14 protein-coding genes are annotated in these 13,660 nt (G+C 65.2%); 3 read left to right on the forward strand and 11 right to left on the reverse strand.

All coding sequences use genetic code 11. The features are described from left to right. Window positions 1-170: 170 nt before the first annotated feature. From AAG591_RS08155 to AAG591_RS08175, 5 genes are all read right to left on the reverse strand, one after another. Window positions 171-1,331 (reverse strand): helicase RepA family protein, encoded by a 1,161-nt coding sequence (locus AAG591_RS08155; RefSeq protein WP_342530620.1) that lies wholly within the window; start codon window positions 1,329-1,331, stop codon window positions 171-173. After that, window positions 1,328-1,615: a hypothetical protein gene (locus tag AAG591_RS08160; protein WP_342530621.1), complete on the reverse strand. Its 288-nt coding sequence runs from the start codon at window positions 1,613-1,615 to the stop codon at window positions 1,328-1,330. The genes AAG591_RS08155 and AAG591_RS08160 overlap by 4 nt, the downstream gene beginning before the upstream one ends. Before the next feature lie 277 nt (window positions 1,616-1,892). Further along, window positions 1,893-3,209, reverse strand: a complete 1,317-nt coding sequence (locus tag AAG591_RS08165; RefSeq protein ID WP_342530622.1) for a PepSY-associated TM helix domain-containing protein — start codon at window positions 3,207-3,209, stop codon at window positions 1,893-1,895. 13 nt (window positions 3,210-3,222) lie between these two features. Continuing rightward, window positions 3,223-5,217: a TonB-dependent receptor family protein gene (locus tag AAG591_RS08170; protein WP_425341653.1), complete on the reverse strand. Its 1,995-nt coding sequence runs from the start codon at window positions 5,215-5,217 to the stop codon at window positions 3,223-3,225. Window positions 5,218-5,328: 111 nt separating this feature from the next. Beyond that, complete coding sequence (locus AAG591_RS08175; RefSeq protein WP_342530624.1) at window positions 5,329-5,757, reverse strand: hypothetical protein; 429 nt, start codon at window positions 5,755-5,757, stop codon at window positions 5,329-5,331. Between the two features lie 133 nt (window positions 5,758-5,890). Between AAG591_RS08175 and AAG591_RS08180 the strand changes: the two genes are divergently transcribed. Then, window positions 5,891-6,772, forward strand: a complete 882-nt coding sequence (locus AAG591_RS08180) for an LOG family protein (protein WP_342530627.1) — start codon at window positions 5,891-5,893, stop codon at window positions 6,770-6,772. Window positions 6,773-6,922: 150 nt separating this feature from the next. On the opposite strand, the gene thiD is transcribed toward AAG591_RS08180, so the two are convergent. Genes thiD through glmM form a run of 3 tightly spaced genes read right to left on the reverse strand, consistent with a single transcriptional unit; the run spans window position 6,923 to window position 9,296 of the window. Beyond that, window positions 6,923-7,738 carry a bifunctional hydroxymethylpyrimidine kinase/phosphomethylpyrimidine kinase gene (gene thiD, locus AAG591_RS08185; protein WP_342530629.1) on the reverse strand — a complete coding sequence of 272 codons (816 nt, stop codon included), beginning with the start codon at window positions 7,736-7,738 and terminating at the stop codon, window positions 6,923-6,925. Beyond that, window positions 7,735-7,959 carry a DUF1272 domain-containing protein gene (locus AAG591_RS08190; protein ID WP_342530631.1) on the reverse strand — a complete coding sequence of 75 codons (225 nt, stop codon included), beginning with the start codon at window positions 7,957-7,959 and terminating at the stop codon, window positions 7,735-7,737. Before AAG591_RS08190 ends, thiD begins: the two co-directional genes overlap by 4 nt. Then, complete coding sequence (gene glmM, locus AAG591_RS08195) at window positions 7,959-9,296, reverse strand: phosphoglucosamine mutase (protein ID WP_342530633.1); 1,338 nt, start codon at window positions 9,294-9,296, stop codon at window positions 7,959-7,961. The genes AAG591_RS08190 and glmM overlap by 1 nt, the downstream gene beginning before the upstream one ends. A 103-nt stretch (window positions 9,297-9,399) precedes the next feature. Between glmM and AAG591_RS08200 the strand changes: the two genes are divergently transcribed. Further along, window positions 9,400-10,695, forward strand: a complete 1,296-nt coding sequence (locus tag AAG591_RS08200) for a dicarboxylate/amino acid:cation symporter (RefSeq protein WP_342530635.1) — start codon at window positions 9,400-9,402, stop codon at window positions 10,693-10,695. Between the two features lie 31 nt (window positions 10,696-10,726). Beyond that, window positions 10,727-11,341, forward strand: a complete 615-nt coding sequence (locus AAG591_RS08205; RefSeq protein ID WP_342530638.1) for a superoxide dismutase — start codon at window positions 10,727-10,729, stop codon at window positions 11,339-11,341. A 71-nt stretch (window positions 11,342-11,412) separates the two neighbouring features. On the opposite strand, the gene AAG591_RS08210 is transcribed toward AAG591_RS08205, so the two are convergent. Genes AAG591_RS08210 through AAG591_RS08220 form a run of 3 tightly spaced genes read right to left on the reverse strand, consistent with a single transcriptional unit; the run spans window position 11,413 to window position 13,469 of the window. Next, window positions 11,413-12,624: an AI-2E family transporter gene (locus AAG591_RS08210; protein ID WP_342530640.1), complete on the reverse strand. Its 1,212-nt coding sequence runs from the start codon at window positions 12,622-12,624 to the stop codon at window positions 11,413-11,415. 15 nt (window positions 12,625-12,639) lie between these two features. Beyond that, complete coding sequence (locus AAG591_RS08215; RefSeq protein ID WP_342530642.1) at window positions 12,640-13,260, reverse strand: sigma-70 family RNA polymerase sigma factor; 621 nt, start codon at window positions 13,258-13,260, stop codon at window positions 12,640-12,642. Beyond that, on the reverse strand, window positions 13,257-13,469 hold the full coding sequence (locus tag AAG591_RS08220; RefSeq protein WP_342530643.1) for a NepR family anti-sigma factor: 213 nt from the start codon (window positions 13,467-13,469) through the stop codon (window positions 13,257-13,259). Before AAG591_RS08220 ends, AAG591_RS08215 begins: the two co-directional genes overlap by 4 nt. Between the last annotated feature and the right edge of the window lie 191 nt (window positions 13,470-13,660).

Consider the following 13,660-nt stretch of genomic DNA (forward strand, 5'->3'; position numbering starts at 1 on the left):
GAAAAGCCCCCCGCCGGTCCCACGCCGATTTCAAAACGGGGGCATTGGGACCAATGTCGGCCAGCGTCACAACGTCACACCCCTTAGGGGTGTGTGACGCCTGTGACGGCAAAACTGGCGTGCAATCGAGCGTCACATGTGACGGTGTGTGACGGTTGTGACGGTGCAGGTTAATCATCGGTCTGCACCCTCCAGAAATAGTTGTTAAACCCGCGCACGTGGTTGAGTTCGAGCAGCCGGTCTTTGGCGCGCTTAAAGGCGGTGCGGGCTGCGCTCGGGCTTGCCCCGGTAGTCAGTTCGCGCTTGTCACAGGCGTCACGCCAGTCCTCTAGCGAGACCACCGCCACGCCAGCCGGATAGTCCTCGCCCATGTTCGTGCGCCCATGCTCGGCAAGGGCCGCGATCAGCGCCGACATCGCCACCTCATCCTTGCCGGTGAGGGGCTTGCGGACAGGGGCAGGGGTCTCGGTAGGATCGACCACCGCGCTTGTTACCGGGTCGCCGTCTTCATCCTCGCCAAGCGTCACCGAGCGCAGGGTGAAGTGCAGGTCGAAGGGTGCGACCATATCGCGCTGCTTTTTGCTGGAAATGGTGTGACTGGCAGAAACCAGAATCTCGGTGTCGACCGCAGCACGAAGGGCCGATGATCCACGCGCACCGCGTTCCTCATCCTTGCCAGTGTGATGCACCACCATGACATGCGCGCCGGTAGCTTCGCGGATGACATCGCAGTTCTTCACGAAGATGGCCGCATCTTTCGCGGTGTTCTCGTCGCCATCGCCAATCGACCGGGCGAGAGTATCGACCACCACCAGAACGGGCCTCATTTCGCGCAAGAGGTCCGCGATAGCCGTCGTGTCATCGCTGCCGTGGAGGTCCACCCCGATGGGCAGCAAATGGAACGGGGCCGTCGCCATGTTCGGATGTTCACGCTTGAACGCTGCCAGCCTATTCAGGACGCCACAGCCGCCCTCGGCAGCGATATAAAGCACAGGGCCACCAGCGACCTTGCAATCGCGCCACGGCTCTCCAGCGGCCACATGCATGGCGAGGTCGAGCGCCACGAAGGTCTTGCCCGCGTTCGACGGGCCGTAGAGCATCGAAAAGCCGTTCGCGGAAAGCCAACCTTTCACGAGGTAGTTGGACACCAGCACAGCCTCGATGGTGCTCAGGCTGACCATGCGCCGCTTGATTGCGCTGCCCCGGTCGTGGCTCGCAGGCGCTAAGCCGTTCGCGTGCTCATATTCCTGATATTCTCGGTCGAGCGCCGCCTGATCGGGGAAGGGGCGGATGTTGCCCCTCGGATCGTGTGCCACGAAGGGTGCCGTCATGCGTCACCCCCTTCCAGCAGATGATCGGCAAGGAAGGCCGCGTGAACGAGGTTGCGGCAGTAACCGACTGCCACCTTGAGAATGTCGGGCAGGACATCCGCATAGAGGTAGGCGCTCGCCATTTCATGCGCGTCAGCCGCGTGGGCAAGTGCTACCTGGCTCGACACGCGGGTGCGCAGCCATGCGGCATAATCCCGCGCCTTCAAGAGCGCGATGCGGTGTTCCAGTTCCTCGCCCTCGCATTCGGGCAGGTGGGAGCGGATGTGAAACGACAGATCGCTCATTGCGCCACCCCCGCTTCGCAGCTAGTGTGGACCGCAGTTTCCGCCGCAATGGAAGCGCCAGCGCTCGAACCGGTTGCAGCCAGTTCGGGCGCTTTCACTTTCCGCCGGGGTGGGGGCCATGAATAGTTAGACAGCCGGAATGTGTAGCCCGCCGAAAACCGTGGGCGCAAAATACCGGTTAGACTTTTCAAGTGGTTAGAATTGCCTAGATTGTTGATGCCCTCACGGGGCATCCAGCTTTCGATCCTCATAACAGATACTTGACCGCTCCCCGGCGCTACCGACCAGCAAGCAGCTCCCGTCCCTTGTCGAGCAGGAGAATCGCGACCAGCGATAGGCCGAACAGCGGCAGGAGCAGCGCGAGCACGACCGCCACCGCGATCAGCCCGCGCGGCAGGGGGCCGCCGGGCGGCGGGGCTGCCAGTTTCCCTTTCGGCCTGCGCTTAAGCCACATGAGCACCCCGAGCACGGACAGCGCGATCAGGGCCAGCGCGATGACCAGCCCCATGATCTGGTTAGCGAGGCCGAACAACGCGCCTTCGTGCCACGCGATGCCGATATTGATCGCCCGGTCGATCGGGTGCTTGTCCGCAAAGCCGCTGCGCGAAAGCTCGGCGCCGGTTTGCGGATTGTAGGTGACGGCGCGCACGAGCGGTCGGTTCTGCGCTTCCGACTTCACCGTCCACACGTCTCCTGTCGGCGGCCCGAAGCGTTGCGGGGCGTGGGGCGGCAGGACCAGTGCCGGGAACGCCATGTCTTCGGCCTCTGCCCGCTGGACGAAGGCGGCGACCGTCAGCGATTGCGAAGGCACCGGGGGCGTCGGCGTCATGGCGTGACCCTCGGCGCCGTGGTCGTGGCCCGAAGGCACGGCGACAGCCGCTTTCTCCGCGCCGATTTTCCACTCCTGCGGCCCTTCGATCAGGCCGAGCTCGCCCCGCGCCCATTTGAACGCGCTGCCCCAGGTGCCCGCCCAGGGGAGGCCGCTGGCCAGCATCAACAGCACGAATCCTGCCAGCCAGAAGCCGATCGCCCGGTGCAGGTCTTTCATCAGCGGGCGTCCCTTGAGCGAGCGCCGAGGCCAGAAAGTCCCCGCAGCGCGAAACGGCCGTGGCCACCACAGGTAGAGGCCGGTCAGGATCATCACGATGGTCCAGCTCGCGGCGAGTTCGACCAGCCGGTCGCCCCAGTTGCCCATCATCAGCGAGCCGTGGAAGCGCGAGACCGTGTTGGAGATCCGCTCCGCCGGGTCGAGCGTGCCGAGCACCTGCCCCTGCGGCGAGACGAACACCTCGCTCAGCGAATCATCCGGCAGCCCCATCTGCACCATCGCCGCATCGCCCGGTTCCTCCGGCAGGCGGTAATGGTTGAACGAGCCATCGGGAAACGCGGCTTTCGCCGCCTCCAGCTGCCGGTCGGCCGATACCGCGCCCTCCAGCGAAAGGCCGCGATAATCGCGTTCCTCCCACCGGTCGATCTGCGGCTTGAACAGATAGATCGACCCGCTGACCGACAGCAGCAGGACGAAGGGGAGCACGAACAATCCGGCGTAGAAATGCCAGCGCCAGATCGTGCGATAGGTCGCGGTATCGGCCATTATCATCCCTCCCCTAGAAGCGCGCGCGCACGCCGCCGAAGACGGCGCGGCGCTCAACCGGGTAGAAGATCGCCGAGGTGGGCGTCGCGGTGATCGCGGCGCTGATGTCGCCCACCGCCTTCCTGTCGAAGAGGTTGCGCGCATCGACGAACAGGTCGATCCCGTCGGTCAGCGTGGCCCCGGCGGTGATCCCCACCAAGGCGTAGCCATCGACCTGTAGGCTGTTGTCATAGTCCGCGAAGGGCCCGTCGGGCATCCACTCGACATTGGGCGCGATGTGGAGGCCATCGGTGCCAAGGCGCAGCTCGGCGCGATAGAGGTGCTCGGGCACCACCGGCAGGCGGTTGTCGCCGTATTGCGGATCATCCTCGAAGTGGAAGTCGCTGTAGGTGTAGATCTGCCGCAGGCGTGCCCATGGGGTGAGGTCGATCGACAGCGCCGCTTCGATACCCTGATGGGTGGTGTCACCTGCATTGAAGGTCGATGCGGGAATGTCCGGCCCCACATTGAATTGCAGCAGCTCGCCTTCGATTTTCGCGCGATAGGCGGCCAGATCCCACTCGAGGATGCCCGCACGCCCGCGCGTGCCGATCTCTGCGGTCCACGCACGCTGGGGGTCGAGGTTCACGAAACTGGCGATCTGCGCCACCTCGGCAAAGCCCGGAAATTCGACCGAACGGCTGTAATTGGCAAACAGCTGGATGTTCTCGTTCGCCTCGAACAGCACGCCGAACTTGGGGGAGAATCCGTCGAACTCGGCGCGCCCGGTGATATCGACCGCTCCGCCCGAAAATCCGTCGAACAGCAGGTGCTGCTCGCGGAAGCCCTCGGCATAGACCGCACCTGCGATCAATTGCAGCGGTTCGACCGGACGGAAGCGGACCTCGCCATAGATATTTGAGGTCGAGGCGCGCTGGTCCGCGTTGAAGGTCGGTGCGCCGCGCTGCCCGTTGATGTTCACGAAGCGCTTCGCATTGGTATCGCCAAGCCGCGTTTCGCCGCCCACCGTCACCTCGAACCGACCTGTGGCATAGTCGAATCGCGCATAGACGCCGCGATCGGTCGACTTGTAGTCGAGCACCTGGAAGATCGGATGGTGGAGCGATTTCGCGTTGACGAACCCACCCACGTCGAGCTGGCCCCCGTCGAAGGAGAACCGGGTGCGGTTTTGCAGGCGGATCGAATCGATGTCGCGCGCCTGGTCGCCCGCAAAATTGCCCGTCTCGGGCGCGGTCAGCGCCGTGGCGAGCGTGAGCGCGCCCGGTAGCTGCTGGTCGATCGAATTGACGCTGGCGTAGGAGCGGTTCTCGATATTGTCGGTGATTTGCAAACCGACATTGCCGTGGAAGCGCAGCGATTCGCGCTTCGCATGGTCGCGATCGCCATCCGAACTGTCGTAGCTGATCGCGGCCCATGCATTGCCCGGTCCGCTCTGGACGCCGTAGGAGACAAGCCCGCGATAGGTGTCGAAGCTGCCGGCATCGCCGCGCAGGTAGAGGCCGCTGGCGGTTTCACCCGTCGGGGTAACGCCATTGATCGCGCCGCCCAGCGTGCCCGACCCGAAGCGAAGCGCGTTGGCGCCGCGATAGACTTCGAGATATTCGAAGAAGATCGGCTCCAGCTCCTGAAAATCGCCATTGTCGTCGGCAAGGTTGATCGGCACGCCGTCCTGCAACAGCGTGAGGCCGCGCATGTGGTATCCGCGCGACAGGCCCGATCCGCGGATCGAGATGCGCACTTCCTGGCCGTAACGCGGCTGGAGGTAGACGCCCGGCGAGTAGGCCAGAGTGTCGCGCAGGCTGACCAGCGATTTGTCGGCATATTCGTCATAGGTGACGACATCGGTTCCGCCGGGGGTTTGCGATGCGCGCTCTTCGGCTTCCTTGGCGGTACGTTCGCCCGTCACGATGATGGTGCGCTGCGGACTGTCCGGGGCGGCGGTGTCTGCGGCTTCGTCCGCGTTTGTGTCTGCGGTGGTGGCAAAGGCAGGCGAGGCGCCAGCCAGCATGGCTGCGCCCAGCGCAAGATGGGAAATCTTCACGTATATTCTCCGATGCGCGGCGCGCGCGGACAATGCTGCCCGGCACGCGGCGCGCGTGATCTGAATGGATGGGTGGTGTCAGATCGCCGGAGGCGGGCCGCGCAGGGGCGGTCGCAGGTGCGGACGCGCGGGAAGCGATAGAGCGCGGATCGGCCTGAGGCCGAGCATGACCACGTAGGCGATCTCGCCTGCAAGAACGGTCTCGTCGGGAGAGTGAACTGCCAGCTTGGCAGCGCCCGCCAGCGTACAATGCCCGCCGTTCGACGCGGTCGGCGTGGTATCGCCCTCGTCCCCATGGCCCATCGCGGCATGGTCCATCGACGCATGGTCCATAGCCATGCCGTCGTCCGACTGTTGCCCTTCGCGAGACGCTGCCACCGCGCGGGCAAGCGGATGGGTTTCGGGACAGACCGAGACGGTCGGCAGGCCGTGCTCGCCTGCCGCGATCATGTAGCCGGCCGGCGCCAGCGCATTGAGGGCGAATGCCAGCAGCAGGACGCTGATCATCCTCCACGGCGGGAATCGCCTGATATGGTGCAGCGCGGACATCCGGCCCGCTGCCTAGTCCCCCGGTCGGCTCGCGTCACTACCAAACTGCACGGCCTTGCCGGGGATCGCCAAGCGGCCTATCTGCCCGGCTATGACGAATAATAGCGGTGTGCGCGATCTCTACGATCGGCGGTTTTATGGTGCGGACGAAGAAGCAGGTTTCGTAGAGGAGGGGGCGAGCACCGACACCCCGCAGACGCGGCACCCGGCCTACAAGCTGGCCTTCCGCGACGACGATTTCCTGCTCCAGCCCGAACTGCGCCCGGTGCGCTTCCAGCTCGAACTGCTCAAGACCGAGATGCTGCTCGACCAGGCAGGCGTGGGCAGCACGCTGGTGATGTACGGATCGGCGCGGATTCCCTCGCCCGATCAGGTCGAAGCGCTCGAAGAGGTCGCCAAGGGCCAGTCGGAGGACGAGGCCAAGGTAACCAAGCGCCTGATCGAAAAGGCGAAGTACTACCAGGAAGCTTACAACCTCGCGCGGTTGGCGACCGAAAAGGCGATCATCGAGGATGGCGAGCGCCAGTTCGTGGTCACCACCGGCGGCGGGCCGTCGATCATGGAAGCGGGCAATCGCGGCGCGAGCGATGCGGGTGGCGAGAGCATCGGGCTCAACATCGTGCTGCCGCACGAACAGGCACCCAACACCTACGTCACGCCGTACCTCAGCTTCCAGTTTCACTACTTCGCGCTGCGCAAGATGCACTTCCTGCTGCGCGCCAAGGCGGTCGCCGTGTTCCCCGGCGGCTTCGGCACGTTCGACGAGTTCTTCGAGCTCCTGACGCTGATCCAGACGGGCAAGATGAAGCCGATGCCGATCCTGCTGTTCGGCAAGGATTTCTGGAACCGGGTGATCGATTTCGAAGCGCTGGCCGAGGAAGGGACGATCTCCGCCAAGGACATCGATCTCATCACTTGGTGCGAAACCGCCGACGAGGCATGGGCCGCGATCTCCAAGTTCTACGACCTATAAAATCCTCGCCGTTTTGCGAAGCCCAATGGGGAGGTGGCACGTGCTATCAGCGCGTGACGGAGGGGTATGGGTAAGCCGTAGCCCCCTCCAGCACCGCCTGCGGCGGCGGTCCCCCTCCCCCTTTGCCACCTTGTGGAAAATGGGGAGGAATCAGATTTTGCGTACGGCCTGATGGCCGAGCGGGCCGGAACCGTCGCCGAAGCCCGGCGCGTTCTCGATCGCGGCACGGGTGAACTGCCGCGCGAGGCGAATCGCGTGGTGCAGCGGCTGGCCGTGGCCAACCAAGGTGGCGATCGCCGCCGAGAGCGTGCAGCCGGTACCATGCGTGTGCCGCGTCGGGATCCGGGGATCGTCGAACTGCATGTGAAATCCGTCGGCGCTCACGAGGAAGTCGATCACCCGCGCGTCTTCGGTGTGGCCTCCCTTGGCCAGCACCCACGCATTGCTGCCTTCGGCCAGCGCTACCGCAGCTTGGATGATGGCATCGCTGTCGTTCAGGTCGCGCCCGGCGAGGATCGCCAGCTCGGGCAGGTTGGGGGTGATCAGCGTGGCGAGCGGGAACAGCTTTTCGCGCATGATCTCCACCGCATCTTCCTGCAGCAGCCGTCCGCCGCTGGTCGCGACCATCACGGGATCGAGGATGATCGGAACATCCTTCGCCTCGGGCAAGGTGGCGAGCAGATGGGCGACTTCGCCGATGATGCCCGCATCGTGCAGCATCCCGATCTTGATCGCATCCGCGCCGATATCGGATAGGCAGGATTCGATCTGCTCGGCCACGAAATCGCCGGTCAGCGGTGTAACGCCCTGCACCCCGCGCGTGTTCTGCGCGGTGATCGCGGTGATCGCGCTCATTGCATATCCGCCGAGCATGATGATCGTCTTGATGTCGGCCTGGATGCCGGCACCGCCACTCGAATCGGACCCGGCGATGGTCAGGATGCGGGGAGGGGGTTTCTGGTTCATGCCTTGTGCCGCCGCTGCGCGCTGGCGGGATAATCCTCCAGCAGCTTCGCCGAGCGCGTGGGCCGGTCCATCAGCTCGCCCCCGCAATTGGGGCACCGATCGTCCAGCGCTTCGGCGCATGGCGCGCAGAAGGTGCATTCGAAGCTGCAGATGAACGCGCCGGGCCGCGCGGCAGGCAGGTCCGCGCCGCAGCGTTCGCAATCGGGCCGCATGTCCAGCATCAGGAGGCGTCGCTCACGGCGGCGCAGATCGTGTCCACGATGCGCTCCACCTCGCCCGCGTCGTCGCCTTCGGCCATCACCCTTATCAGCGGTTCGGTGCCCGAGGCGCGGATTACCAGCCGGCCCCTGCCTGCCAGCGCCCCTTCCGCATCGGCAATCGCCTGCTTTACCTCCGGCGCATCGAGCGGGCTCGCGCCTTCGTAGCGCACGTTCTTGAGCAGCTGCGGCACCGGCTCGAACATCCGCAGTTCCTCGCTGGCCGGACGGTTCGAGCGCACGAGGCTGGCGAGAACGCGCAGCGCGGCGACCGTGCCGTCGCCGGTGGTCGCATGGTCGAGCAGGATCATGTGCCCCGACTGCTCGCCCCCGACGTTGAAGCCGCCCTCGCGCATCCGGCTGAGCACGTGCCGGTCGCCGACCTTGGTCCGCTCCAGCGTCAGGCCGATCCCTTGCAGATAGCGCTCCAGCCCCAGATTGCTCATCACCGTGGCCACCACCCCCCCGCCGCGCAGCACCTGCTTTTGCGCCATGCGCGTGGCGATCGACGCCATAATCTGGTCGCCGTCGACCGTCTCGCCCTTCTCGTCGACCACGATCAGCCTGTCGGCATCGCCATCGAGCGCGATGCCGATGTCGGCCCCGGTTTCGATCACCTTCGCCTTGACCGCGTCGAGAGAGGTCGATCCGACACCGTCGTTGATATTGGTGCCGTTGGGGTCGACGCCCAGGGTGATAACCTCCGCGCCCAGTTCCCAGATCGCGCTGGGGGCGACCTGATAGGCCGCGCCATTGGCGCAATCGACCACTACCTTCAGATCGTCGAAGCGTATCCGGTCGCTGACCGACTGTTTGACCGCGTGGATATAGCGACCGCGCGCGTCCTCGATGCGCCTTGCGCGCCCGATTTCGCTCGATGGCACGAGGTCGGGCTCGCAATCGATCAAAGCCTCGATCGCAGCTTCGTCTTCGTCGGAGAGCTTGAAGCCGTCCGGCCCGAACAGCTTGATCCCGTTGTCGCGGTAGGGGTTGTGGCTGGCGGAGATCATCACCCCCATATCGGCGCGCATTTCGCGCGTCAGCATCGCGATGGCGGGGGTGGGCAGCGGCCCGGTCTGGATCACATCGACGCCCATGCTGGTGAAGCCCGCGACCAGCGCGCTTTCCATCATGTAACCCGAAAGGCGGGTATCCTTGCCGATCACCACCCGGTGCCGGTGGTCGCCGCGGCGGAAATGCGCGCCAGCGGCCTGCGCCACGCGCATCGCCATGGTGGCGGTCATCGCGCCCTTGTTGGTTTCGCCCCGGATACCGTCTGTGCCGAAATACTTGCGTGCCATCGTGGGGTCTTCACACCTCTGCCTGTCGTCTCTACCGATCCTCAGGATCGACGTGCGGGCGTTTTGGACGCCTGCCATGGAAGAGGGAAGGGGCAAATCCGGCTTGTCGGCATCTGACACCACGCGTCCAGCACGGCTGGTCACATTGCGCCTGCCGATCTGGTGGACCTTCGGCGGGCTCGTCGGCGGGTTGATCGCCGGGTCGCTGATCGCGAACAGGCCGCTGGCGGACGCGATCCTGCCGGTGAGCGAGCCGATCGGCGCGCTTTGGCTGTGCGCCTTGCAGATGACCATCATCCCGCTGGTCGCCGCGCTGCTGGTGCTGGGCATCACCCAGCTGGCGAGCGCGGCGCGTGCAGGGGCCACCGCGCGGCGGATGCTGGTGTTCGTGGCCGCCGCGCTCGTCTTCAGCGGGGTCGCGACGCTGATCGCCATGCCGCTGCTGCTGTCTTTGGTTCCTCCGCCCGCCGGGGCGCAAAGCCTGCTGGCTGCCAATGTCGAGCCACAGGAAGTGCCCGGCCTTGCCGAATTCTTCCTGTCGCTGATCGCGCCCAACATCATCGCCGCCGCCGCCGAGACCGCGATGCTGCCGCTGACGATCTTCTTCGCGCTGTTCGCGGTCGCGATCACGCGGCTACCGCCCGAGCAGTCCGCGACGCTGCGCGGCTTCTTCGAAGCTGTGGCGAACGCGATGCTGCTGGTGATCGGCTGGGTGCTGTGGCTCGCGCCCGTGGGCGTCTTCGCGCTGGCGATGGGCGTGGCGGTCCGCGCGGGCGGAGACGCGGCGTTCCTCACCCTGATGCACTACATCCTGACCGTCGCGGCGATGGGCGGGATCGTACTGGTCGCCGCCTATGTGGTCGGCGCGGTGCGGCACGGGCCACTGGCCTTTGCGCGCGCGCTGCTGCCCGCGCAGGCGGTGGCGATCTCCACCCAGAGCTCGCTCGCCAGCCTGCCCGCGATGCTCGCCAGCGCGCGCAGGCTCGACCTGAGCGAGAACGTGTCCGAATTCGTCCTGCCGCTGTCGGTCGCGATCTACCGCGCGACGAGCCCGGCGATGAACCTGGCGGTCGCGATCTACGTCGCGCACCTTTTCGGCATAGAACTGAGCCTGACCGCGATGCTCGCCGGGCTGGCGGTGGCATTCGTGATCTCGATCGGATCGGTCAGCTTGCCGGGCACGATCAGCTTCGTCGTCTCGATCGGCCCGATCGCGCTGGCGATGGGCGTTCCGGTCGAGCCGCTCGCGCTGCTGGTCGCGGTCGAGATGCTGCCCGATATCATGCGCACGCTCGCCAATGTCACCGCCGACGTCGCTTTGACGAGCGCGGTCGACCGGAATTCTGGCGGCAATCATGCAACGGATAGCGCCCTCGGGCGTTCTGGACCTGAAAGCTGATTTCAAACCCAAATAACGGGAGACACCAAAAATGGCATTCGAAGTAACCCCCCTGCCTTACCCCGACACCGTGCTGGCCCCGGCGGTCTCCGCCGAGACGCTCAGCTACCACCACGGCAAGCACCACAAGGCCTATATCGACAAGACCAACGCCGCGATCGAAGGCACCGACCACGCGGACAAGTCGCTTGAGGAAATCATCGCCGCGGCGCGTGGCAGCGACCAGGGCCTGTTCAACAATTCGGCGCAGAGCTGGAACCACGGGTTCTACTGGAATTCGATGGCGGGCGAAGAAACCGCACCGTCGGATGAACTCAAGAGCATGATCGACAGCGCCTTCGGCTCGGTCGACGATCTCAAGGAAAAGCTGCAGGAACGCGGCGCGGGCCACTTCGCCAGCGGCTGGGTGTGGCTGGCCGAGAAGGGCGGCGCGCTCTCCATCGAGGAAACGCACGATGGCGATACGCTGGCCGACAAGGATGGCGTCAATCCGCTGCTCGTGATCGACCTGTGGGAGCACGCCTATTACCTGGATCACCAGAACGCGCGCCCCGCCTACCTCAAGGCGCTGACCACCGAGAAGCTCAACTGGGGCTTCGCGAGCGAGAACCTCGCCCGCGGTGAAACCTGGACCTATCCGAGCTAAGCCAACCGGCTTTTCGATAAAGAGAGGGGGCGGGCCGCGATGGTCCGGCCCCTTTTTCTTGCCCGCTGCCCCTAGGCCGGGCGCGTTTCTTCGGCGGAGCCCCCGGCATCCTCGATCAGCGGGGTCTGGAACAAGGGCTCGCCGAAAATGAAGCCGACCAGGTTGGGGCGGCCCACATGGTCGAAGAAGGCCGTCACCATCAGCAGGATCGGCACCGAGAGCAGCGCGCCGACCGCTCCCCATATCCACGAGAAATACGAGAACGCGAGCAGGATCATCACCGGGTTCATCGTGAACCGCCGGCCAAGGATCGCAGGCGTCACCGCATTCGCTTCGATCATGTGCAGCGCGACATAGGAGATCGGCGGGATTAGCCCCAGGAATACGGTGTCCGCGGTGCCGAGGCCGAACAGGGTCAGCAGCGCGGTCATCGCCAGCGGGCCGATATAGGGTACGAAGTTGAGCAGCGTGGCGAGGCCGCCCCACATGATCGGGGCGGGCAGGTCCATCGCCCACGCGCCGAGCGCCACGACGATGCCGACACCCAGATTGATCCACGCGACGGTAAGGATGTAGGCGGCGACCCGGTCCTGCACTTCGCGCAGCACGCGCGCGGCCTTCACACTGGTGCCGAAGGTGGTCCGTCCGAACAGGATGTTGCGGCGCAAGCGGCTGCGCGCCTCGACCATGAAGAACGCCATCAGGAAGGTCAGCATGACTTCGAGCAGCAGCAGCGGCGCGCTGATCGCGACCTGCTGGAAGACCGAGGGGCCCGCCAGCGTAACCTCGTTGCCACCCGAGCCGAGCAATTCGGCCAGCCGGTCGTTCGCCCGCGCAAGCCAGGCAAAGTCCTCCTGCATCTCGTGGTAGCGCTTGCCGATCCCTTCGATCAATTCGGGCAGGCGGTCGTACAAGGTAAAGGCGGGTTGCAGGATCGCCCCGAAAGCGAGCACCACGATGGTGAGGAAAATGATCAGCGCGAGCACGGAGGCGAGCGTGTTGGGCACGCCCCATGAAGCAAACCGGTCCGCCAGCGGGGCGAGCAATACGCTGAGTATGATCGCGCAGGTCAGCGGCAGGAACACCACCGACCCGATCGAGAGGACGAAGGGCAGGGCGAGGAACAGCCCGACCCCGAGCAACAGCACCAGCGTGCTCAGCAGGCGCAATTCCTGCTCTGCCAGCAGGGTCCGTTTCTTGGATGGCCCATTGCGCCCGGGGGCACGCATCGATGCCGAACCGGGTACTTTTTCTTCTTCGCTATCGCCTACCGCGGGGGCCATGCCGATAGCCCCGCGTCAGGTGCGCCCATTGGTCGGCTCTGCCAGGCCGTTGCCCGCAGCGACATCGTCCAGTTCTTCCAGGATCGCGCGGTGCGCGGTGTCGTCGTCGATGGAGCGCTTGGGTATGTCGCCATCTGCAAGCATCTCGTTCAGCGCGGCACGGGCGCGGCCAACCCGGCTCTTGATCGTGCCCACCGCGCAACCGCAGATATTGGCGGCTTCTTCATAGGAGAAGCCACCGGCCCCCACCAGCAGCAGCGCCTCGCGGCGTTCGGGCGGGAGGGTGAGCAGCGCACGGTGCATGTCGGACAGGTGGATCGGTTCTTCCTGACCCGCAGGCGCGGTCAGGATGCGTTCGGCAACGTTCTCGTCGTATTCGCCGCGAAAGCGATTGCGGCGCATGTCGGTGAGGTAGGCATTGCGCAGGATCACGAAGGTCCATGCGCGCATGCTGGTGCCCGGCTCGAACCGCTCTTGCGCGGCCCACGCCTTCATCAGCGTTTCCTGCACCAGGTCGTCGGCCATGTCGGGGCGGCCGCACAGGCCGCGCGCGAAGGCGCGCAAATGCGGGACGACACCGGTCAGTTCGCGCTTGAACTCGACCGGGTCCGCCGCGGGGGCGGGTACGGAACTCATTCGCTGCCCCCGTTCTCGCTCGACGCTTTCTTCGGCTCGTCGAACTGCGCAAGCAGATCCTTGAAGGTGTCGGGTATCGGTTCGTCGACGACCGAGTCATAGAGACTGCGCAGGCTGTCGGCCCATTGAGGCTGGCTCATCGGGTCGCCGTGCTCATCGCGGCCAAGTCGTGCAGAGCTTTTCGCATCCGGAGTGTTCTTGTTGTTCATGCCTGTCGGCTAACATGGGTGTTCGTTGGTCGAAACCCAAGTATGCCCTTCCCAAAATCGATCCAAGACAACAGGAACGTTGCGGGCCGCGCGTGGTTCCCTAGCTGTATCAGACCGACCCTTCTTCGCCGACCGCGCGGAGAAAATTAATCCTAGCGGGGCAGATTTGGCGTCCGACAACGCACACCAGA

Source organism: Citromicrobium bathyomarinum (assembly GCF_038594485.1).
GTDB classification, from domain to species: Bacteria; Pseudomonadota; Alphaproteobacteria; order Sphingomonadales; family Sphingomonadaceae; genus Alteriqipengyuania; species Alteriqipengyuania bathyomarina_A.